This is a genomic window from Clostridium beijerinckii, assembly GCF_036699995.1.
GTDB classification, from domain to species: domain Bacteria; phylum Bacillota; class Clostridia; order Clostridiales; family Clostridiaceae; genus Clostridium; species Clostridium helianthi.
Window position 1 is genome coordinate 2208900 of the sequence record NZ_CP144906.1, and the last position, 22653, is coordinate 2231552.

Below are 22653 nucleotides of genomic sequence, written 5' to 3' on the forward strand. Positions count from 1 at the left end.
TAGCTATAATTTTAAGGAGGACATTTCATGAAAAAAGATGTAACCAAACAAAAACCATCATTTTTGGAGAGTTATTTTCACTTGGAAGAAAATAACTCAAATGTAAAGACAGAAATACTTGCTGGAATTACTACTTTTGTTACAATGGCATACATTATATTTGTTAATCCTAATATATTAAAAATAGCTGGTATGAATTCTGCAAATGCAGTAGGAGATGCAGCAGCACAGTTTAGTGTAGGCTCTGATCCAATAGTATCATCAGTTTTCGTAGCTACTTGTCTCGCAGCTGCCATTGGCACATTAATAATGGGGCTGTATGCAAATCTTCCTTTTGCTCAGGCTCCTGGTATGGGTCTTAATGCATTTTTTACGTATACTGTATGTTTAACCTTAGGTTTTACATGGCATCAGGCTTTATCATGCGTATTCATGTCAGGTGTATTATTTATACTTATTACAGTAACATCCATACGAGAAAAGATAGTTGATGCAATACCTCAAAATCTAAAATATGCAATTTCTGGAGGTATTGGACTCTATATAGCTCTTATTGGATTAAAATCTGGTGGTGTAGTAGTGTCAAATCCAGCAACACTAGTTGGATTCGGAAACTTTGCAAGTCCAGGAACACTGCTTACTATAATAGGAATCATAATAACTGCTGTTCTAATGGCTAGGGGGATTAAGGGCTCAATTTTAATTGGAATAATTGCAACTACAATAATAGGAATTCCATTCAAAATCACATCACTCGAAAATTTACATGTTTTCAGTGCACCACCATCACTTGCTCCTACATTTGCAGCATTTGATTTTGCAGGACTTTTTTCAAAAGGCGGCACATCAATAGGAGGCGCATTTCTTAGCGTTATAATGGTTGTTATAACTATTTGTTTAGTTGATCTTTTTGATACTATCGGAACTCTTGTAGGTACAGCTACAAAAGCAGGAATGGTTGACGAAAACGGTAAGGTTTTAAGAATGAAAAAAGCATTGATTTGTGATGCAGTAGCAACAACTGCAGGTTCAGTTTTAGGTACAAGTACAATTTCAACATATATTGAGTCTACAGCTGGTGTTTCAGAAGGAGGAAGAACTGGACTTACTTCAACAGTAGTAGGAATATTATTTATTTTATCATTATTCTTCTCAGGCCTTGTTGGTATAGTTCCAGGACAAGCAACAGCTCCAGCCCTTGTAATAGTAGGTGTTTTAATGATGTCAGCAATTGTTAATATAGATTTCAGCGATTTTACAGAAGCAGTTCCAGCTTTTTTTGCTATATCATTAATGGCTTTTTCTTATAGTATAGCTAATGGAATTGCAGCTGCTATGATTTTTTATCCAATAACAAAAATAGCTACAGGCAGACAAAAAGAAATCCATCCAATAGTATATATACTTGCAGTATTATTCATTCTTAGATATATTTTACTTCCATTTGAATAAAACCATGGAATAGTAACTTATAGACCAGTTAATGATTAGTAGGAAGTATATTATGAGTTAAAACGTTAGTAATCACAAAACTTGCGAGATAAGTTAAGCCACAATCAAATAAATAACAAGTCAATTTGCCAGCCTATTTTCCATCATGGGAAGCTCGACTCGCTACGCTCACTGAGTAAGCGATTCACACCAAATCATAGATTTGGGTTCTCTGCTCATCGGTCAATTGACCTAATAGGCCCGCTATGAGGGCAATTGACTTCCTCGCCTAATGGGAAATATTCATGGCAACTTCGGACTTGTTATTTATTTTCATGTGCCTAAAATGTCTATGCCCAATAAGGTAACTAGGTGTTTAGGTTTAATAAAATAACCTATATCACCTAGTTCAGCCAATATGACATTTTCTATTAAAGATAGAACAAGTATCTGTAAGTTTGAAATATTCACTATTGGGAAAGTTTACAGATGGTAGTTATTGGATAAGAGAAAAATCAATTGGATAAACATAAATTTCTACATAATAAAATGTTGCAAGAAAGATGGGATTAATTATGTCTGATGACGTTAAAGAAAAAATACTAAAGGCTACAATGAAAGTGGTTTCAAAAGAGAAAATTAGTGGTACTCGTATGCATATGATTGCCAATGAAGCGCATATGAGTCAAGCAAATTTACATTATCATTTCTCATCTAAAAATGATATATTGATTTCTCTTTTAGATGAGATACAAGAAGAATTTTCTAATGATCGAAAGAATTATATTAATTTGGAAAATAAAAGTGTAGTTGAAAATATCAGAGGTTTTTTTGATCAAAAAAAGAATGATATTCTCAACAAAAAGGAATTTGATTATACCCAGATTGATTATTGGGTGCAAGGAACAGTAAATGAAGAGATAAAACTAAAATTTAAAAATACATTTGAAATTTGGCGTGACAATATTCGTGAAGTTTTATATAAAGGTGATCAAACCGAAGATAAGGATACGAAGCATTTGGAAATGTTACCGTACTTAGCAGTGTCTTTGATGCTAGGTGCTTCACTGCAATACTTAATTGATGAGGGGAAATTTGATCTAGATCAATATTTTGATCTAGCAGAGGAAGTGATATTTGGGCAAATTCAAAAAAATAACAAGCCCATTTGCCTTAGCATAAAGTAATTAAATTTTTAGTAAGACAAGAATTAATTTAATAGGAGGAATTATAATGGAAAAAATATTATGGAAAGAAAATACCTTGCCTAAAATTGATAAGGAAGAAAGTGTAAAATTTCTTAATAAAGAAGAAGTATCAAAGGCAAAGAAATTTCATGAAAGTTTTTTAGAATATGATGAAACACCATTAATAGATTTAAAAGAGTTAGCTGAAAAGATTGGATTGGGAGGAATATATTTAAAGGATGAATCTTATAGATTTGGATTAAATGCATTTAAAGTGTTAGGCGGCTCATTTGCCATGGGGAAATATTTAGCAGAAAAGTTAGGTGAGGATATAGACGATTTACCATATGAAAAAATGACTTGTAAGGAAGTTAAAGATAAGCTTGGAGATATAACTTTTGTAACAGCAACAGATGGTAATCATGGAAGAGGAGTTGCATGGACAGCTAATAGATTGAAACAAAAATCAGTAGTTTTCATGCCAAAGGGTTCCTCAATTAAAAGATTAAATAACATAAAGGCAGAGGGTGCAGAAGCTAGTATTACAGAACTAAACTATGATGATGCCGTAAGACTTGCAAATAAATATGCAGAAGAACATAATGGTGTAATTATTCAAGATACTGCATGGAAAGGCTATGAGAAAATACCTGCATGGATAATGCAAGGGTATGGAACAATGGCTTTAGAAGCAAGTGAACAATTAAAAGCACTTGATGTTTTAAAGCCTACTCACATTTTTGTACAAGCTGGTGTTGGTTCACTCGCAGGAGCTGTTCAAGGTTTCTTTGCTTCGCAATATGGAGACGACTGCCCAAAAACTGTAGTGGTAGAATCAAATCTTGCCGATTGTTACTATAAATCAGCAATAGCAAATGATGGGGAAGCAAGATCAGTTGGTGGAGATATGCAGACTATTATGGCTGGACTTGCTTGTGGAGAAGTTAACACAATTGGTTTTACCATATTAAAGAATTATTCAAAGGCATTTATTTCATGCCCTGATTGGGTAGCTGCTAAAGGAATGAGGATTCTTGGAAATCCATTAAAGGGAGATACAGGCGTAATTTCAGGTGAATCAGGAGCAGTAACGACTGGTGCTTTATATGAAATTATGACTAATGATGAATATAAAGATTTAAAAGAAGCTTTAGAGTTAGATGAAAATTCTAAAGTGCTTTTATTTAGTACAGAAGGAGATACAGATCCAGAGAAATATAGAGAAATAGTTTGGGATGGTAGATATTAACAATTAGATCACAATGAATGTTTTATCAAGTGAAACTTGATTCAGGTGGGGGGTGATCCCAATCTGAATCTTAGTTGAACTTATCTAGGGTCGTGCCGCTGTTATCTCCCACTTATTGAAGTGGGAGTGTTACAGCGGCTAGACATCAGATAAATAACCAAGTAGCTGTTCAAAATTTAAAAAGGTGAAAGCTAGTATAAAAAGGTATGGAGGAGTTTTTATGAAAATTGTAGGTAATGGAAGACTAATAACTCAAAACAAGGAAAATCCATTTTTTGAAAATGGTGCATTAGTTATAAATGATGGTAAGATAATTGACTATGGAAATACTGATGACATCTTAGATAAATATAATGAGGCAGAATATATAGATGCAAAAGGAAAAGTTATTATGCCAGGTCTTATAAATACTCACGGACATATATATAGCGCATTTGCAAGAGGTATGAACTTAGATGGTCCAACATCTAAAAACTTCTTAGATATATTAAATAATTTATGGTGGAGATTAGATAAAAACTTATCTTTAGAAGATATAAAGTATAGTGCTTACACAACATTGATGGATAGTTTAAAGTTTGGAGTAACAACATTTTTTGATCATCATGCAAGTCCAAATGCTGTTAAAGACAGCCTTTTTACAATTGGAAATGTAGCAGAAGAACTTGGGATAAGAACTTCGCTTTGTTACGAAGTATCTGATAGAGATGGAGAAGAAGTTTTAGAAAAGGGAATTAAAGAAAATGTAGATTATATAAATTATTGCAATGAAAAGCATGATAATATGAAGTCTGCAATGTTTGGAATGCACGCAAGCTTTACGTTATCTGATGAATCCTTAAAAAAATGTGTAAAGGAAGCTGAAAAGTTAAATTGCGGATATCATATTCATGTAGCTGAAGGATTAGCAGATGAAGAGCAATGTCTAGAAAAGCATGGCAAGAGAATAGTAGAGAGACTAAATGATTTTAATATATTAGGAGAAAAAACAATTGCAGTACATTGTGTGCATGCAAATGAAAATGAGCAAGAATTACTTTTAAATACCAATACGTCTGTAGTGCATAATCCAGAATCAAATATGGGCAATGCAGTAGGTGTATCACCAGCACTTGAACTTATAAAGAAAGGTGTAACTGTGGGACTTGGAACAGATGGTTATACTCAAGATATGTTTGAGTCTATGAAGGTTGCCAATATAATTCATAAGCATAATTTAAAAGATCCATCAGTAGCTTGGAGTGAAGTACCTTTAATGCTATTTGAAAATAATAGAAGGATTGCAGAAAGGCACTTTTTGGGTAAATTTGGAATTGTTGAAAGAGGAGCTAATGGAGATGTGATAATAGTAGATTACAATCCATTAACGCCAATGAATGAAAGTAATTATAATTCACATATTTTATTTGGAATGATGGGAAAATCTGTAGACACAACTATAGTAAATGGAAATGTTTTAGTTAGTAATGGTAAGCTTCTTAATGTTAACGAAGATGAAATATTAAATGAAGCTAGAAAAGTAAGTCAAAAGCTATGGGATAGAATTTAATCAAAAAATATTTTGGAAATGAATATCTTTGTTAAAAGTAAATGTAATAAAAATAAAATATAACAAGATTAGGAGAATTAAAAATGAAAAAAATGATTAATACTCAAAAGGCACCAGCAGCAATAGGACCATACTCTCAAGGAGTGGTAGTTCAAGGATTAGTATATACTTCAGGTCAACTACCATTAAATCCGGAAACAAAAGTTTTAGAAACTGAAATAAAAACAGCGACTAAACAAAGTTTAGAAAATTGTAAAGCCATATTAGAAGAAGCAGGAACAAGTATGGATAAAGTGCTTAAAACAACTGTATTTGTAAAAGATTTAAATGATTTTGCAGCAGTAAATGAAGTTTATGGAACATATTTTAAAGAAAATCCACCAGCAAGAAGTTGTGTCCAAATTGCTAAATTACCAATGGATGCAATTATTGAAATAGAAGTCATTGCAACAATGGAATAATATTACGATAGATTTATAAAAAGTGATAAGAGAATGGTGAGAATATTATTAAGAGAATATTTACGGTGGAAGGTGAAAAAATGTTTGAAGACATATACAAGCAAATATTAATTGAAGTTAACAACTGTAATCAGTGCGTAATGTTAACTTATCTTGATTTGCATAGTGAGAGACAAGGTTCCATTGTCAGAAAAGTTATTTTAACAAAGGAAGATATAGAAAAAAAGTCTCTTTCACTTAGCGACTATATTTACGAAAAAATATGTAGTTGTTTAGAAAGTGGGAAACTTGAATCTTTTAATATAGAAGAAAATGAGACTATTTTAATTGAACCATTCATCCCTAAACCACGTTTAATTGTTTTTGGCGGCGGTCACATAGCAAAACCTTTATCAGAATTTGCATCAAGAGCAGGTTTCTCTATTACGGTTATAGATGATAGACCTTCCTTTGCTAATACAGTGCGATTTCCTGAAGCAGAAAAAGTTATTTGTGAAAATTTCGAGAAATCCTTTGATTTAATTAACTTAAAGAAGTCCGATTATGTAGTTATTATAACAAGAGGGCATAGATATGATGGAGTTGTTTTGCGTCAAGTCTTAAATCATGACCTTAGTTATGTTGGAATGATAGGCTCAAGGCGCAGAGTAAATGCTATGAGAAGCGAGCTATTAGAGGAGGGCTTTTCTAAAGAAAAGCTGGAATTGGTTAATGCTCCAATAGGTATAGAGATATATGCTATCACTCCAGATGAAATAGCTATTTCTATAGTAGCACAGCTTATAAGCTTTAAAAATAAGGGGGCTATGAGCAAGTTTGGTAAAAATTTTGCCATTCCAGAGTTTGATGCAGAAATATTAGAAAATATATCTAAAAAATCATCAGAACCTAAAGCACTTATAACTATACTGTCTTCTAAAGGATCAGTTCCTAGAAAAGCAGGAGCTAAAATGTTGACTTATCCTGATGGCAGAACTATCGGAAGTATAGGCGGAGGATGTAGTGAATCGGGTGTATTGCAAAAGGCAAGAGAAATTATGCGAGAAAAAGGTTTTTATATAGAGCAAGTTGACATGACCGGTGATGTGGCTGAATCTGAAGGTATGGCATGTGGTGGAACTATGGAAGTGCTAATTGAAGTAATTTAGGGACATGAAAATAAATAACAAGTCCAAAGTTGCTATGATTATTTTTCATCAGGTAAGGAGGCAAATTGCCCTCATAGCGGGCTATTAGGTCAATTGGGCGACGAAGGATGATGGAGAATAGGCTAGCAAATGGAAATGTTATTTTTTGAATGTGCCTTAGGGAGAGTTAATTCCATAACATTAATTATTACTAAATTTTATTGAGGAGGTTGATTATGTCACAAAATAATATTAAAAAAGATGACAAAGTAAATGAAATGCTACCAGTAAGTCAGCTTGCTATTTTAGGATTACAACATGTACTAGCAATGTATGCAGGTGCAGTTGCAGTACCATTAATAATTGGCGGTGCTGTAGGTCTAACACCCGAGCAATTAGCATTTTTGGTGGCTGCAGATTTATTTACTTGTGGTATTGCAACTTTAATACAGGCGATTGGTATAGGTCCGTATGTTGGTATTAAGTTGCCAGCAATTTTAGGTTGTACATTTGCTGCAGTTGGTCCACTAATTATTATTGGCAAAAGTTTAGGAATGCAAACAGCGTATGGTTCTATAATAGTAGCTGCAATTATTGTTATATTAGTAGCGCCATTGTATGGAAAGATATTAAAGTTTTTCCCTACTGTTGTAACAGGAACAGTAGTTACAATGATAGGTCTTTCTTTAGTAAATGTAGGGGTTACTAGTATTGGTGGCGGTTCAGGAGCTAAAGATTTTGGAAGTGTAGACAACCTTATATTAGGATCATTTGTAATGATCATTGTTTTAATATCTAATAAATTTCTAAAGGGATTTTTTCAAGCAATTTCTGTTTTAAATGGTATTATTTTAGGAACAATAGTTGCTGCATTTATGGGAAAAGTAGATTTTTCAGTAGTAACAAATGCAAAATGGATAAGTATTGTTCATCCTTTTAATTTTGGATTACCTCAATTTGATATTGGTTCAATAATCATGATGACATTCGTTATGTTAACAGTAATGATTGAATCAACAGGTACATTTCTTGGAATTGGCAAGGTCTGTGAAAAGGTTATTACTGAAAAGGATATTGTACGTGGACTTAGAGCAGAAGCAATTTCAACATTTCTAGGAGGTATCTTTAATTCATTCCCATATACAACATTTAATCAGAACCTAGGACTTTTAGCTTTAAGTAAAGTAAAAAGCCGTTTTGTTGTTATAGCATCTGGTATTATTCTTATTTCACTAGGATTGATTCCTAAATTTGCGGCATTAGCTACTATTATTCCTCAGCCTGTTATAGGCGGAGCTACAACAATAATGTTTGCAATGGTTGCAGTCGCAGGTTTTCAAATGCTTCAAGGTGTAGATTTTAATAATAATGCAAATATGATGATTGTTGCTTGCTCTATTGGTATAGGACTTGGAATTACTGCTGTACCTACGTTACTTGACCAAACACCAACATTTTTCAAGTCAATTTTTAGTAGTGGTATAGTTTCGGCATCAGTAACTGCCGTAATTCTAAATGCATTTTTGAATCATGGTAATAGGAATATTGAGAGCAGTATAAAGCAAAATTCGGTTTCAGAATGAATCTTACAGATATCTAGCATACAACTTAAAGTTATTTGATAACTTACCAAAATCAAATACATTTTTGTTTCTCAGGACTATGAAAATTTAAATGGAAGCTTACACTAACATTAGCTTGATCCCAATTTCATTGTGAAAAGCTAATGCAAACAAGCTTCTATTAAGTACTTATAGAAGCTTATTTTCAAATGCCTGCTCCACAAAAATGTACTTGATTTCTAATGAATATATGAACTTAAAGTTTTAACAACTTTGTAAATATGTTCATCTAATAAGTTGAATTCACAAGTTATTTATCTATATATTAAAATGTTAGAAACTATACTTAGCAAGTTCTTTTGAGAAATAATTTGCTAGAATTTATTTACAGATTTATACTATTTATAGTAAATACTGTTAAAAGATATTAAGTGGGAGGTTATTTATGTTTAGATTAAATATAAATGGTAAAGATGAAGTATCTGAAATTGATAAATCTTTAATGTCTTTTTTAAGAGATGATTTGAGAATCACTTCTGTAAAAGATGGTTGCAGCGAAGGGACGTGTGGAGCATGTACCGTTTTAGTAGATGGGAAAAAAGTAAAGGCTTGCCTCCAAAAGATATCAAAATTCGAAGGAAAAAAGATTTTAACTGTTGAAGGATTAAGCTCTAGAGAAAAGGAAGTTTATGAACATTGTTTTGCAGAAGCAGGCGCAGTTCAATGTGGTTTTTGCATTCCTGGAATGGTAATCTCCGCAAAATCATTATTAGATATTAATCTTAAACCAACAAGAATAGATGTGAAAAAAGCAATTAATGGAAACCTTTGTAGATGTACAGGCTATAAGAAAATTGAAGAAGCTATTTTAATGGCGGCAGAATATTTTAGGGACAATCTTAAAATTCCAACTGCTCCTACTGAATTGAAAATGGCACAGAAATTTAAACGTGTTGATGCAGCTGAAAAAATAAATGGGACAGGTATTTTTGTAGATGATATCGAAATATCTGGAATGTTATATGTAAAAGCAGTACGTACAAAATATCCAAGAGCTATTATAAATAAAATTGATATAAAGAAAGCAGAAGCACATCCAGACTGCGCAAAAGTCTTACTTGCAAAAGATGTTCCAAACAATAAAATTGGACACATAAAGCAGGACTGGGATGTAATGATTGCTGAAGGAGATACAACTAGGTATGTAGGAGATGCATTGGCATTAGTAGCAACTTACCATAAAGACAAACTTGATGAAGTATGTCAATTAGTTGAAATTGACTATACTGAATTGGAACCCATTACTTGTCCGACAGATGCTTTAAAGGCAGATGCACCTCTAATCCATTCTGATGGAAATATTATGAGCCGTGATATTCTAAAACGGGGTAATGCTAATGAAGCAATTAAAAATTCTAAATATGTTGTAACAAGAAAATATAAGACACCATTTCAGGAACATGGATTTATGGAGCCAGAATGCGCAATAGCCATGCCTGAAGGAGAAGATGGCATATTGTTGTATTCTGGTTCACAGTCTGTATATGATGAGCAACGTGAAATATCAAATATGCTGCAGATTCCTATGGAAAAAATCCATTGTCATTCACAACTTGTTGGAGGTGGATTTGGCGGCAAAGAAGACATGAGTGTTCAACATCATGCAGCATTAATGGCATGGTATACGAAAAAACCATGTAAAGTAAAATTCTCGAGACAGGAAAGTCTGGATTATCATACTAAACGTCATCCAATGGAAATGGAGTTTACAACAGCTTGCGATGAAAATGGTTATTTGACAGCTATGAAAGGTGTTATTATTGCCGATACAGGTGCATATGCATCTCTTGGTGGGCCTGTATTACAAAGAGCATGTACTCACGCACCTGGACCATATAATTATCAGAATATTGATATCTTAGGAATGTCAGTTTACACAAACAATGTTGTATCTGGCGCATTTAGAGGCTTTGGTGTAATACAAAGTTGTTTTGCTACTGAAAATAACATTAATCTACTTGCTGAAATGGTCGGAATTTCACCATGGGAAATTCGTTATCGTAATGCAATTCGTCCTGGTCAGGTTTTGCCAAATGGTCAGATAGCAGATGAAAGTGTTGCTATGGCAGAGTGCTTGGAAGCCGTTAAGGATGTGTATGAATCAAATCCATATGCGGGTATTGCCATTGGATTCAAAAATAGCGGAACTGGTGTAGGTAATAAAGACATTGGGCGTTGTATTTTATCAATTGAAGATGGAAAAGTTCATATTCGAACTTCTGCAGCATGCATGGGGCAAGGGATTGCAACAATGTGCACTACTGTATTATGTGAGACAACTGGGTTAGATCCGGTTCTTATTATACACGAAAGACCAGATACTATTCGTACACCTAACTCAGGAACTAGTACAGCTTCTAGACAAACTGTAGTAACTGGAGAAGCTGTAAGACGAGCATCTGAAAAATTGAAAGCAGAATTAGATAAAGGCTTAGGGCTTGATGATTTAGAAGGCAGAGAATTTTATGGAGAGTATTCTGCAAAGACAGACCCAATGGGATCTATAAAAGAAAATCCAATTAGTCATGTAAGCTATAGCTATGGAGCTCAAGTTGTTATTTTAAATGAAGAAGGAAAAGTTGAAAAAGTAGTTGCAGCATATGATGTTGGAACACCTGTTAATATTCAGTCTGTTGAAGGGCAGATTGAAGGTGGTATGGTTATGGGATTAGGTTATGCTTTGACAGAAGAATTTAAAATTGAAGGAAGTTATCCTAAAACAAAACTAGGCACGCTAGGACTTATGAGAGCGACTGAGGCCCCTGAGCTTGAAGTTATTCTTGTGCAGAGCAAAAATAAAATTCCAGAGACTTATGGTGCCAAAGGTTGTGGAGAACTATGCTTGATTCCAACAGCTCCAGCTTGTTCCCTTGCTTACTATAGATTAGACGGAAAATTCCGTGCTCAGTTGCCACTAAAAGATACATTTTATAAAAAACAAAAGAATAAATAATATATAAAAGGAAGTATTTATTCTTTTATAGATACTCAAATTTAAAACTAGATTTATGTGGAAACTTACCGAAATTATAAATATTTTGATTCCGAAAAACTATGAAAATATCGCTGAAGGTTCTAAGTAGCAGGTTGCAGCCACTTTAGCATGCTCCAACTTTCAGCTTGACAAGCTAAAATGGAACAACCTACTGCTAAGAACCTTTAACAGCTCACTTTCAAATGTTTTCTACACAAATATATTTATAATTTCTAGTGAAGATATGAACTTAAAGTTTTAGCAACTTTGTAAATATGTTCATCTAATAAGTCGAATTCTTAAATTATTTATCTATATTACTAGGAAAGGAAGATTCTTAGATGAAAACTAATGGCATTATAGTGGCTGCTGGTTTATCTAGCCGTATGAAGGCATTTAAACCACTCCTGAAATTGAAAGAAAAAACTATAATTGAATACAGTATTGATAGTATGCTTAATGCTGGAGTGAATCAAATCGTTGTAGTTTTGGGATTTAATGCTGAAGAAGTTGAGACTTTACTACGTAATAAATATGATTGTTCACAATTAACATTTATATACAATGAAAAATATGCTGAAACGGACATGCTTGCATCTGTTAAGCTTGGAGTACTAGCATTGGATAACTGTGATGCCTTTTATCTTCTTCCGGGAGATATGCCAGCAATTGAAACAAAAACTTTCCTTATGGTGAAAGATTCAATAAACAGAACAGGTGCTATGGTGGCTTTTCCTACTATTAATGGACAACGAAAACATCCACCTTTGATTTCTTGGAAATGCATAGATTTTATTATTAATTTTCATGGAGATGGGGGGCTTAGAGAATTATGGAATCAGCTTGAAGACCAAATAGTAACAGTTCCTGTTGAGGATTTTGGGTGTACGATAGATGCAGATACAAAGGAAGATTACAATAGGTTGGTACATTATATGGATGAAAAGAATTGAGATTTTAATATATTAAAATTGGATTTTAAGTAAGGAAATACATTGCAAATATTTTTGTAAGATAACATAAAGTTAAAGACTTTGAAATTTTGCAAAAAATAATTAGTAGATATATGGGAGGCGCTATGTATGGAAAAAATAAGTGAATCTGTAAAGAAAAAGGATCATGAATCTAAAATAAAGGGTAGTGCTCTTTTCGTGGATGATCGTGTGATGGATGGCATGCTTTATGGTAAACTACTGCATTCAGCAAAGGCAAAAGCACGAATCGCCAATATTTCGATTCCTAAATTACCGGAAGGTTATTTTGTTGTTGATAAGAAAGATGTAACAGGTGTAAACCGTGTCCATATTGTTGAGGATGATACGACCGTTTATGCTGAAGATACTGTAGAGTATGTTGGGGAACCGATTTTAATGGTTGTTGGACCTAAGTTTAAAGAAGTTGAAAGAATTTTAAATGAGATTATTGTAGCATACGAAGAAGAAGTTCCTATTTTGGATATGCGTAAGTCTGATACAGTTTTTTTCCATTACAACTATGCAAAAGGGGATATAGATAAGACGTTAAAAGAAGCTGATCGTGTTTTCATAGAAACATTTCAGACTGGATATCAAGAACAAGCTTACCTTGAAACTCAGGGGATGATTGCTTATCCCCATGATGGAAGAATGACTGTACGAGGTTCTATGCAATGTCCATATTATGTTTATGGAGCAGTTTCAAAAGCATTGGGTTATGAAGCAAAGGATATACAAATAATTCAAGATGTTACTGGTGGAGGATTTGGAGGAAAAGAAGCATTTCCTTCAATACTTGCCTGCCAGGTTGCAGTTGCTGCTAAAAAGGCTAATAGACCTGTTAAGGTTATATTTGATAGAAGAGAAGACATGGAGTTTACTTCAAAACGTCATCCATCTATATCTACCTATAAGGTAGCTATTAAGAACGGTAAGATTACTGGCATGGACATTGATGTTTTATTTAATAGTGGTGCATACACTACACTTTCTCCAGTTGTTTTACAGCGTGGCTTAATTTGTGCAAACGGCGTATACCGTGTAGATAATCTCCGCGTTGAGGGACGTGCTGTTAAGACCAATACTGTACCTTGTGGCGCATACCGTGGATTTGGTGCACCACAGACTTTCTTTGCAGTAGAAATGATTATGGATCATATTGCAAAAGAAATGGGTGTTGATTCCCTTAAGCTTAAGGAAGAATATATTGTTAAACAAGGTGATTCTACGTCTACTAGTGGCAAATATCATTTCCATGTACCTCTACCTGAAATGATTGAGCAGATTGATAAACTTTGCAATTACCGTGCAAAACGAGATCAGTATAAGATTCAGAATGGCAGATATCGTAAAGGTATTGGAATGTCTTTATTTTTCCATGGATGTGGTTTTACTGGCAGTGGAGAACGTGATTTCATTAAAGCAGTTGCAAAAATAAGGAAAAATTCAGATGATACTGTAGATATTCTTGCAAGTAATTCAGATATAGGTCAAGGTCTTAAAACTACTTTCTCTAAAATTGTTGCGGATACTCTTGGCATTTCCTATGAACAAGTATTTATCAATAATCCAGACACAGATCTTGTTCCTGATTCAGGTCCAACTGTCGCAAGTCGTTCGCTTATGACAGTTGGAGAATTATTAAGGCGTGCAGCAGAGAGACTTAAGAAAGAATGGAAAGCAGGAGAAGTTCAAGTTATAGAAGAACATTTCGTTGAACCTGATTTTGTAATTCCATTTAGTCTTGATGAATTTAAGGGAGATGCATATCCAACTTATTCTTGGGGAGTAAATGCTATTGAAGTGGAAGTAGATACACTTACTGCCACTACAAAGATACTAGGAGCATGGGGCAGCTTTGATGTTGGTGTTCCTATTGACATGAATATTATACAAGGACAGATGCAGGGCGGGTTCCTTCAAGGGATTGGATATGCATCTATGGAACAGATGGATTACAACGATAAAGGTGTGATTAGAAATAATAGTTTTAGTGATTACATTATTCCTACAGCAGTAGATGTACCAAATTTAGTTACTAAAATAATGAATAATCCATATACACATGGTCCATATGGAGCAAAGGGTGCAGGTGAGCTACCTCTAGTAGGTGCAGCTCCAGCTTATGTTGAAGCTATGGAAAATGCCATTGGTGGAAATCTAAAGAAGGTTCCATTCACAACAGAAGATACAATGATGGTTTTACAGGAGGTGCATAAATAATGATAAAATTTATTCTTAATGGCAAAGAGGTCGCATCAAATTCTAAATCAAATGAGCGCTTACTAGATGTACTTAGAAATGAATTTCGTATTACTGGCGTAAAGTGCGGTTGTAAAGAAGGTGAATGTGGAGCTTGTTCTATAATTCTTGATGGCAGGTTAGTTAATTCTTGTATGGTGGCTATGGGTAGCATTGAAGGTAGTACTGTTGTCACTATTGAAGGCTATAGAGAAACTGAACGTTTTGCAGTTATTGATAAGGCATATGCATCAGTCAGTGCTGTACAGTGTGGTTTTTGTATTCCAGGCATGATCCTTGCAACTGAATGTATACTTAACAAGAATCCAAATCCTACAGAAGCAGAGATTCGCGAAGGTATTTCTGGAAATCTTTGTAGATGTACTGGGTATAATGCCATAGTTAAGGCTATTGGCATTGCAGCAAAGGAGGGGAAAGGATTATGGTAGATTGTTATAGACCAACATCTTTAAAAGAAGCATTGGACATCCTAGCAAAGGAAAGTGTTACGCCTTATGCTGGAGGTACTGATTTGATGATTAAACCAGATGAAAATGCCACATATTTATTCCTTGATAAAGTAGCAGAAATTAAAAATATTGTAGAAGATAAAGAATATATTCGTATTGGTGCAGCATGTACTTATACTGATATTATTGAAAATAAACTTATTCCAGCAGTATTGAAAGAAGCAGTTTCACAGATTGCAGCACCAGCAATTCGAAACATTGGTACTGTTGGTGGAAATATATGCAATGGTTCTCCAAAGGCTGATAGTGCACTGATCCTTTTTGCCACTGACTCTAAACTGCGTCTTGCAAATAACAGAGGGGAACGAGTAATTCCTATTTCTGACTTTTACCTTGGAAGAAAGAATACTGCGATTGAGAAAGATGAACTCCTTGTTGAGATTCTAATGAATAAAAATAATTTAAATAATTACTATTACAAGAAGGTTGGTGAAAGAAATGCTTTGGCAATTTCAAGAGTTTCTTTCGTTGGCATAATTAATATAGTTGATGATAAGGTCTTTAACTGTAGAACAGCATTTGGTGCAGTAAGTGATGTTGTTATAAGCCGTCCAGATATTGATGCAATGCTTATAGGAAAGACTGTTGAAGAAGCTAAGGCTCTCAAGGATAAGTATCTAGCAGCATACGAAAAGGAAATTGTTCCAATAAGGGGTAGAGTATCTGCAAAATATAGAAAAACTGTGTGTATGAATTTATTACGTGATTTTCTTGAAAGTAATGGAATTTAACTTATATAAGATTCTGGCATTAAGTGGAATTTTATTTAGGCGGGATTTGATTCCCGTCTGAATCTTAGTGGCTAGAGATAAGATAAAGTTAAATAGAATATAAGCATTTAATCTCAATAGGATTGAATGCTTTTTAGGCATATGAAAGAAAATAACAAGTCCAAAATGCCATGATTATTTTTTATCAAGCAAGGAAGTAGATTGTCTCATAGCGGGCTTATTAGGGCAATCTGCTGACGCAGGATGATGGAAAATAGGCGTAGCAGATGGACTCGTTATTTTTTGAATATGGCTCATTATTAAAATTGTTGATAAATAAGGATATATTCTAAACAGATATAATAATAATCCATAATATGTATTTTTAGGGTTTAATTATTTTATAAAAACGTGTAGAATAATATTGTATGAAAAGTAAAATATAACCAATTAGTCTGCGAGATCAAATTGGAATCTAATAACCAAAATATAAGATACTAATCAATTTGTTAAAGTTTGAATGATATGTACAAGCCTATTTGAGTTTTGTGGAAGAATAAGATAATACTACTTAAGTAGAGCAAGAGGTATAGATATGAAGAGTAAAGAGAAGAGAACAACAGGCGGTATAATTGTTGCCGCAGGAAAAACATCAGAAAGAAATGGATTAAATCCATTATTGAAAATTGGTTCTATTACTGTAGTAAAAAGAATTGTTTTAACTTTTCAAAAAGCTGGAATTTCACCAATTGTGGTGATTACTGGATATAAAGCTGAAGAAATAGAACATCATTTAGCTGATTATGGAGTTGTATTTTTGCGAAATGATCAATATGAAAACTCGCGAAAGTTCGATTCTGCAAAGATAGGACTAGATTTTTTACAGAATAAATGCGACCAGGTATTATTCACTCCAGTTAATATTCCTATGTTTACACCAGAGACGCTTCAAATGATGATAGAATATGATGAAAAATTACTTTCACCAGCATATCGTGGAAAATCTGGGCATCCCCTTTTGATATCGTCTGAATTGATTCCTAAAATTCTAAAATATAATGGGAATATGGGATTACGAGGAGCCATTGAAAATATTGGAGTTAAAAGACAATGGATAGATGTAGAAGATGAAGGTATTCTATATGATACTGATTATATTGACCGATTAGATCAACTTTTAATAAAACATAATAAACATATACTTCATCCCTTTGTTAAAATCAGCATTGAAAAAGAATCCTTGTTTTTTGATTCGAGAACAAAATTGCTTCTAATTCTGATTCAAGATACCCACTCTGTACGAAGTGCATGCAAACATATGGCATTATCTTATAGTAAAGCATGGAGTATGTTAAATCAGTTGGAACAAGAACTAGATTATGCAGTAGTTGAAAGAAAGCATGGTGGGAGCAATGGTGGAAAAACTTATCTTACAAAAGAAGGTACTGAATTTTTGGAAAAATATCAGCAATTTGAACAGAATGTACACCAGTTTGCAAAGAATGAATTTGAAAGGTTATTTTAGAAGTTGCAATTAATATTTAAAAAGTTTTTTGAAAAAAATTTTACTTATAATTCGTTATACTTATACAAAATTACCAAATAATGATGGAGGAACAAAAATGAAAAAGATTAAAACTACAGAAGCTGTAGGTAATGTAATTTGTCATGATATTACACAAATTATCAAAGGAGAAAAAAAAGATGTTGCGTTTAAAAAAGGGCACATTGTTACTGAAGAAGATATTCCAGTTTTATTATCAATAGGTAAAGATAATCTTTATGTATGGGAAAAAAAGGAGGGGATGCTTCATGAAAATGAAGCAGCAGAAATTCTCTGTAAAATATGTAAAAGTGACTATATGAGTGCAACTAAGGTGAAGGAAGGCAAAATTGAACTAATTGCGGCAGAAGATGGCTTGTTTAAAATTGATATTGAAAAGCTTCGTAAAATAAATTCTCTTGGTGAAATGATGATTGCAACACGCCACAGTAATTTTCCTGTAAAAAAAGGTGATAAATTAGCAGGCACACGTATTATTCCTCTTGTAATTGAACAAAAGAAAATGGACGAGGCAGTTAAATTGGCCGGTGATAAACCATTAATGGAGATTCTTCCATTTATCCACAAAAAAGCAGGAATTGTAACTACAGGTAATGAGGTTTTCTATGGAAGAATTAAAGATACATTTGGGCCTGTTATTAGAGAAAAGCTTGCAGAATATAATGTTGAAGTTTTAGGACAGAAGATTCTGAGTGATGATCCTAAATTAATTACAGAAGCTATAAAGGATTTTATTAAAGAAGGTGCAGAATTAATAATATGTACAGGTGGAATGAGTGTAGACCCTGATGATACAACACCGACTGCAATTCAAAATACAGGTGCAAAGATTGTTTCCTATGGTGCTCCTGTGCTTCCAGGTGCAATGTTTTTACTAGCATATTATAATGGCACACTCCCAATTATTGGACTTCCAGGCTGCGTAATGTATGCTAAACGGACTATTTTTGATTTGGTTCTTCCAAGAGTTATGGTAAATGACAAAATAACTTTAGAGGATATCGCAAACCTTGGGCATGGTGGATTGTGTCTTTCATGCGATATTTGTACATTCCCTAATTGTGGTTTCGGGAAATAAGACTGACAAAGCTTAATTAAGTGAAACTTGATTAAGGTGGGATTTGATCCCCATATGAATCTTAGATAAATATTGCAAGGTCAACCTGAAAGTGTTCCTATGGCTTAATGTCTTTAATAAGTATTTAAAAATTATCTGTGATAAACTTGGCTGATATGAGGTGAATAAAATGGTAGATAGTAGTGGTAGAAATATTGAATACCTTAGAATTTCTGTTACAGATAGATGTAATCTTAGATGTGTATATTGTATGCCGGAATGTGGAATTGAAAACTTAGAACATGACGAAATACTTACTTTTAAGGAGATTATGCTAATAGTTAAAACTGTTTCACAGCTTGGTATTCACAAGGTCAAAATTACAGGCGGAGAACCATTAGTACGAAAGGGTATTGTAAATTTAGTTAGAAGAATCAAAGATATTGATGGGATTGAAGAGATAACAATGACCACAAATGGCGTACTTTTTGGTGACATGGCAGATAGTTTAGCAGAAGCTGGTCTTGATAGTGTAAATATCAGTCTTGATACATTAAATAGTACAAGCTTTAATAAAATTACTCGCAGAGACTGCTTAGATAAAGTGAAGCTTGGATTAAAAAAAGCAGTGGAGCTTGGATTGAAAACAAAAATAAATTGTGTCCCAATAGCTCAGTTAAATGGTGATGACTTAATAGATATATTGAAAATTGCTAAAGAAAATCCAATCGATGTGCGTTTTATAGAACTTATGCCTATTGGTTTTGGAAAAAGTTATTCACCTGTTTGTAATGAACAAATATTTGAGCAGATAGAACAAAATTTTGGAACTCTTCAGAACTCAAAAATTAAACATGGTAATGGACCAGCTGTGTATTATAACTTATCAGATTTTAAAGGAAGTATTGGCTTTATAAGTGCAATTTCAAATGAATTTTGCAATACTTGTAATCGTATTCGTTTGACTGCTGATGGAAATTTGAAATTATGTCTTCATTATAATAATGGAGTCGCACTAAAGCCTCTTCTACGTAGTGGAATAAGTAAAGAACAATTAAAAAGAGTTATTGAAAATACAATATATAATAAACCAAGTCACCATGGTTTTAATAGCAGTGACACGGAAAATATAGAATTAAAAAACATGGTTCAAATAGGAGGATAAATACTGTTGGAAAAGTTATAGCAGTATGCATCAATAGAATGAAAAACTTAGGGAGTATAAGATAGGAGAATAAGAAAAATGGAACTAACTCATATAAATGAAGAAGGAAGAGCAAGAATGGTTGATGTATCTGAAAAAATTGACACTGTACGGGAAGCAGTAGCAATTGGAACAGTTTCCATGAAAAGAGAAACCATTGAAAGAATAAAAGAAGGTACTATTTCAAAAGGGGATGTATTATCAGTAGCGCAGGTAGGAGGTATAATGGGTGCCAAAAATACTCCACAAATAATACCAATGTGCCATCCTATAATGATATCTGGCTGTGATATAAGTTTTCGAATTGACATTGAAAACAATAAAATTGAAATAACTGCAACTACTAAGACTGTAGGAAAGACAGGCATTGAGATGGAAGCCCTTACTGCTGTATCCACTGCAGCATTAACTATTTATGATATGTGTAAGGCTATTGATAGGGAAATGGTCATAAACAATATTATGCTTGTAAAAAAAAGTGGAGGGAAATCAGGCATATTTGAAAGGAAGGGATTATGATGAGTAAGGTTATTGCAGTGAATATAAGTGAGAAAAAAGGTGTTATAAAACATCCTATAGAAAAAGGTTTTTTTAGAGTTAATCATGGTCTCGATGGGGATGCTCATGCAGGAGAGTGGCATAGGCAGGTAAGTTTGCTTGGAATTGAAAGTATTGATAAAATGAAATCATCAGAAGCCGAAGGACTTACTCCAGGAAAGTTTGCTGAAAACATTACTACTGAGGGAATAGTTTTATATGAACTTCCTATAGGAACAAAGCTTAAAATTGGGGATGTTATGCTAGAAGTTACTCAGATAGGAAAGGAATGTCATTTGGGCTGCGAAATTAGAAAATTGGTAGGAGATTGTGTAATGCCTAGGGAAGGAATATTTACTAAAGTACTAGAAGAGGGGTATATTAAAGCTGGAGATAATATTATAATAGTTTAAAATAAGAAAAATAACAATTCAAGTGATATTTTTGAATTGTTATTTTTTTTTAACTATATTAAGCTATTCCATAACCATATTTTTCAAAGATCTTTTTACAAGTATCAGTAAATAAGAAATCTTCAAATGCTTTTGCGGCATCAGCATTTTTACTAGCCTTAATTATTCCGATTGGATATGTAATAGGTGAATGCTTGTCCCCTGCTATTGTTTCTATAATTTTAGCATCTTTACTGCTTAACGCATCACTTTTATATACAAATCCAACTTCAGCATTTCCAGAAGTCGACCAGGCAAGTACTTCTTTTACATCTTTTGCAAAAACAAGTTTTGATGAAATAGAATCTTTAATACCAAGCTTAGTGAAAACTTCATCAGCATATTGTCCAGCTGGTACACTTTTAGGTTCCCCAACAGCTATCTTTTTAACCTTATCACTTGTTAGATCAGAAAGACCGGTTATAGCAGTGTCTTTAGGTCCGACTAAAACTAAATCATTTTTAACTAAGTCTTTTTTAGTATTTTCAAGTAATAAAGATTTGCTGTCTAACGCTTTCATTTGGCTTTGACCAGCTGAAATGAAGATATCACAAGGGGCACCTTGTTCTATTTGTTGCTGTAGAGATCCAGAAGCACCATAGTTAACAGTTAAAGTAACATTTGGAGCAGTCTTTTTGTATTCGTCTTGTATATCTGTCAGTGCTTCTTTTAAACTAGCAGCAGCGGAAATGTTTAATTCTATTGAAGCTTCAGTAGCAGATTCCTTTTGTGGAGTAGTTGATGCCTTTTGAGCTCCGCAACCAATAAGTGACGTTGTTAATAAAACAGTTACTAAACTAAATAATCCTATTTTCTTTTTCATAAATAAAACCTCACATTCATAAAAATATTTCTATTATAATTATGTTTTGTTATGTTTGGATATGTTTCATTATGTTTTGCTTGTTGCTTATTATACTAGCATTTATTTATAAGAAAAACAATATGTAATTGTAAAAATAAGTACTTGAATAGAAATATTGACAAAATTATTAGGATATGATTATAATTAGCCTAATGGTAATGTGATGTTACATTATGTTTTATTAGATAAAGATCTCAAAGAAGAGATTACAGAAATGTATGAGCTTCTTTGAGATCTTTTTTTGCTTATGTTGAGAAAATATATAATTATGTAAAAGTAATATAGCTTGTAATATCACATCTCTATATTGCATTTGTCAGTTAGAAACAGTAATTACGTAATGTTATTGCTTCTACCCATAATCCTTTATAATTATTTCAAGATATTTTTGACTCAGTGTATTTATTGAAATAATAAAGGATTTTATAAATGTGATGCTGATGTAAAACTATTTTCGAATTGTATTGTGAAATGATAAAAATTAACATATAAGTAAAAATATTGTTGTAAATTAAGCTGGAATAATTTATAATGTACATAATCAATAGTAACATAACAACATTGATTGAATTTAACTTGGGGAGGAAATAAAAATGAAATTAAGTGCAAGAAACCAATTGGCAGGAAAAGTTGTTGAAATTAAAGAAGGGGCAGTAAATGCATCAGTAAAAATCGAGATTGCTGAAAATATTATAATATCATCAACTATCTCAATGGACGCAGTAAAGGAACTAGGATTAACAGTAGGATCAGAAGCTACAGCAGTAATTAAGGCAACATCAGTAATGGTTATGGCTTAGTTCTCTATAATCTTATACTACATATGAAATCATAATCAAAAGAGGATATCTTAAGCTAAGATATTCTCTTTTTTACTAGCAGACTACTATATATATTTAAATAAAAGGATATATATCAA

General features: G+C 33.1%; 19 protein-coding genes. 18 read left to right on the forward strand and 1 reads right to left on the reverse strand.

The window, feature by feature from the left end; genetic code table 11:
* Positions 1–27 precede the first annotated feature (27 nt).
* The 17 genes from PZA12_RS10295 (at position 28) to PZA12_RS10375 (ending at position 20830) form a co-directional block, all read left to right on the forward strand.
* Positions 28–1452: an NCS2 family permease gene (locus PZA12_RS10295; protein WP_017212894.1), complete on the forward strand. Its 1425-nt coding sequence runs from the start codon at positions 28–30 to the stop codon at positions 1450–1452.
* 554 nt (positions 1453–2006) lie between these two features.
* Entirely contained in the window at positions 2007–2618 is a 612-nt protein-coding gene (locus PZA12_RS10300; protein WP_103698559.1) for a TetR/AcrR family transcriptional regulator, read from the forward strand.
* 46 nt (positions 2619–2664) lie between these two features.
* The gene (dpaL, locus tag PZA12_RS10305) at positions 2665–3867 is read left to right on the forward strand and encodes a diaminopropionate ammonia-lyase (RefSeq protein WP_103698560.1); all 1203 of its coding nucleotides are present in this window, start codon (positions 2665–2667) and stop codon (positions 3865–3867) included.
* A 220-nt stretch (positions 3868–4087) separates the two neighbouring features.
* Positions 4088–5416: a putative aminohydrolase SsnA gene (ssnA, locus tag PZA12_RS10310; protein ID WP_103698561.1), complete on the forward strand. Its 1329-nt coding sequence runs from the start codon at positions 4088–4090 to the stop codon at positions 5414–5416.
* An 83-nt stretch (positions 5417–5499) separates the two neighbouring features.
* Positions 5500–5877 carry a RidA family protein gene (locus PZA12_RS10315; RefSeq protein ID WP_103698562.1) on the forward strand — a complete coding sequence of 126 codons (378 nt, stop codon included), beginning with the start codon at positions 5500–5502 and terminating at the stop codon, positions 5875–5877.
* An 80-nt stretch (positions 5878–5957) separates the two neighbouring features.
* Positions 5958–7025 carry an XdhC family protein gene (locus PZA12_RS10320; protein ID WP_103698584.1) on the forward strand — a complete coding sequence of 356 codons (1068 nt, stop codon included), beginning with the start codon at positions 5958–5960 and terminating at the stop codon, positions 7023–7025.
* 215 nt (positions 7026–7240) lie between these two features.
* Positions 7241–8587: a nucleobase:cation symporter-2 family protein gene (locus PZA12_RS10325; protein ID WP_103698563.1), complete on the forward strand. Its 1347-nt coding sequence runs from the start codon at positions 7241–7243 to the stop codon at positions 8585–8587.
* Between the two features lie 424 nt (positions 8588–9011).
* The gene (xdh, locus tag PZA12_RS10330; RefSeq protein ID WP_103698564.1) at positions 9012–11579 is read left to right on the forward strand and encodes a selenium-dependent xanthine dehydrogenase; all 2568 of its coding nucleotides are present in this window, start codon (positions 9012–9014) and stop codon (positions 11577–11579) included.
* A 362-nt stretch (positions 11580–11941) separates the two neighbouring features.
* Positions 11942–12553 carry a nucleotidyltransferase family protein gene (locus PZA12_RS10335; protein ID WP_103698565.1) on the forward strand — a complete coding sequence of 204 codons (612 nt, stop codon included), beginning with the start codon at positions 11942–11944 and terminating at the stop codon, positions 12551–12553.
* Positions 12554–12682: 129 nt separating this feature from the next.
* On the forward strand, positions 12683–14797 hold the full coding sequence (locus tag PZA12_RS10340) for a xanthine dehydrogenase family protein molybdopterin-binding subunit (RefSeq protein ID WP_103698566.1): 2115 nt from the start codon (positions 12683–12685) through the stop codon (positions 14795–14797).
* On the forward strand, positions 14797–15264 hold the full coding sequence (locus PZA12_RS10345) for a (2Fe-2S)-binding protein (RefSeq protein WP_041896024.1): 468 nt from the start codon (positions 14797–14799) through the stop codon (positions 15262–15264). The genes PZA12_RS10340 and PZA12_RS10345 overlap by 1 nt, the downstream gene beginning before the upstream one ends.
* A complete protein-coding gene (locus PZA12_RS10350) occupies positions 15258–16076 on the forward strand; it encodes an FAD binding domain-containing protein (protein WP_078117380.1) in 819 nt (272 codons plus the stop codon). The genes PZA12_RS10345 and PZA12_RS10350 overlap by 7 nt, the downstream gene beginning before the upstream one ends.
* Positions 16077–16650: 574 nt before the next feature.
* Positions 16651–17580, forward strand: a complete 930-nt coding sequence (locus tag PZA12_RS10355) for an NTP transferase domain-containing protein (RefSeq protein WP_103698567.1) — start codon at positions 16651–16653, stop codon at positions 17578–17580.
* Between the two features lie 97 nt (positions 17581–17677).
* Positions 17678–18697, forward strand: coding sequence for a molybdopterin-binding protein (locus tag PZA12_RS10360; protein ID WP_103698568.1), 1020 nt, complete (start codon positions 17678–17680; stop codon positions 18695–18697).
* A 169-nt stretch (positions 18698–18866) separates the two neighbouring features.
* Positions 18867–19841, forward strand: coding sequence for a GTP 3',8-cyclase MoaA (gene moaA / locus PZA12_RS10365; protein WP_103698569.1), 975 nt, complete (start codon positions 18867–18869; stop codon positions 19839–19841).
* Between the two features lie 78 nt (positions 19842–19919).
* Positions 19920–20399 (forward strand): cyclic pyranopterin monophosphate synthase MoaC, encoded by a 480-nt coding sequence (moaC, locus tag PZA12_RS10370; RefSeq protein ID WP_103698570.1) that lies wholly within the window; start codon positions 19920–19922, stop codon positions 20397–20399.
* Positions 20399–20830: an MOSC domain-containing protein gene (locus PZA12_RS10375; RefSeq protein ID WP_078117376.1), complete on the forward strand. Its 432-nt coding sequence runs from the start codon at positions 20399–20401 to the stop codon at positions 20828–20830. Before moaC ends, PZA12_RS10375 begins: the two co-directional genes overlap by 1 nt.
* A 58-nt stretch (positions 20831–20888) precedes the next feature.
* Here PZA12_RS10375 and modA read toward each other — a convergent pair whose 3' ends face one another.
* Entirely contained in the window at positions 20889–21692 is an 804-nt protein-coding gene (gene modA / locus PZA12_RS10380; protein WP_078117375.1) for a molybdate ABC transporter substrate-binding protein, read from the reverse strand.
* Between the two features lie 635 nt (positions 21693–22327).
* Here modA and PZA12_RS10385 point away from each other — a divergent pair.
* Positions 22328–22534: a TOBE domain-containing protein gene (locus PZA12_RS10385; RefSeq protein ID WP_017212876.1), complete on the forward strand. Its 207-nt coding sequence runs from the start codon at positions 22328–22330 to the stop codon at positions 22532–22534.
* Positions 22535–22653 lie beyond the last annotated feature (119 nt).

Excerpts from the sequence above, each read along its gene's own strand:
- PZA12_RS10315 (WP_103698562.1), top strand. The coding sequence starts at position 5,500 with ATGAAAAAAATGATTAATACTCAAAAGGCACCAGCAGCAATAGGACCA.
- PZA12_RS10385 (WP_017212876.1), top strand. The coding sequence starts at position 22,328 with ATGAAATTAAGTGCAAGAAACCAATTGGCAGGAAAAGTTGTTGAAATT.
- PZA12_RS10295 (WP_017212894.1), top strand. The coding sequence starts at position 28 with ATGAAAAAAGATGTAACCAAACAAAAACCATCATTTTTGGAGAGTTAT.
- PZA12_RS10335 (WP_103698565.1), top strand. The coding sequence starts at position 11,942 with ATGAAAACTAATGGCATTATAGTGGCTGCTGGTTTATCTAGCCGTATG.
- PZA12_RS10375 (WP_078117376.1), top strand. The coding sequence starts at position 20,399 with ATGAGTAAGGTTATTGCAGTGAATATAAGTGAGAAAAAAGGTGTTATA.
- PZA12_RS10345 (WP_041896024.1), top strand. The coding sequence starts at position 14,797 with ATGATAAAATTTATTCTTAATGGCAAAGAGGTCGCATCAAATTCTAAA.
- PZA12_RS10325 (WP_103698563.1), top strand. The coding sequence starts at position 7,241 with ATGTCACAAAATAATATTAAAAAAGATGACAAAGTAAATGAAATGCTA.
- xdh (WP_103698564.1), top strand. The coding sequence starts at position 9,012 with ATGTTTAGATTAAATATAAATGGTAAAGATGAAGTATCTGAAATTGAT.
- PZA12_RS10320 (WP_103698584.1), top strand. The coding sequence starts at position 5,958 with ATGTTTGAAGACATATACAAGCAAATATTAATTGAAGTTAACAACTGT.
- PZA12_RS10360 (WP_103698568.1), top strand. The coding sequence starts at position 17,678 with ATGAAAAAGATTAAAACTACAGAAGCTGTAGGTAATGTAATTTGTCAT.
- dpaL (WP_103698560.1), top strand. The coding sequence starts at position 2,665 with ATGGAAAAAATATTATGGAAAGAAAATACCTTGCCTAAAATTGATAAG.
- PZA12_RS10300 (WP_103698559.1), top strand. The coding sequence starts at position 2,007 with ATGTCTGATGACGTTAAAGAAAAAATACTAAAGGCTACAATGAAAGTG.
- PZA12_RS10340 (WP_103698566.1), top strand. The coding sequence starts at position 12,683 with ATGGAAAAAATAAGTGAATCTGTAAAGAAAAAGGATCATGAATCTAAA.
- ssnA (WP_103698561.1), top strand. The coding sequence starts at position 4,088 with ATGAAAATTGTAGGTAATGGAAGACTAATAACTCAAAACAAGGAAAAT.
- modA (WP_078117375.1), bottom strand. The coding sequence starts at position 21,692 with ATGAAAAAGAAAATAGGATTATTTAGTTTAGTAACTGTTTTATTAACA.
- moaA (WP_103698569.1), top strand. The coding sequence starts at position 18,867 with ATGGTAGATAGTAGTGGTAGAAATATTGAATACCTTAGAATTTCTGTT.
- PZA12_RS10350 (WP_078117380.1), top strand. The coding sequence starts at position 15,258 with ATGGTAGATTGTTATAGACCAACATCTTTAAAAGAAGCATTGGACATC.
- moaC (WP_103698570.1), top strand. The coding sequence starts at position 19,920 with ATGGAACTAACTCATATAAATGAAGAAGGAAGAGCAAGAATGGTTGAT.
- PZA12_RS10355 (WP_103698567.1), top strand. The coding sequence starts at position 16,651 with ATGAAGAGTAAAGAGAAGAGAACAACAGGCGGTATAATTGTTGCCGCA.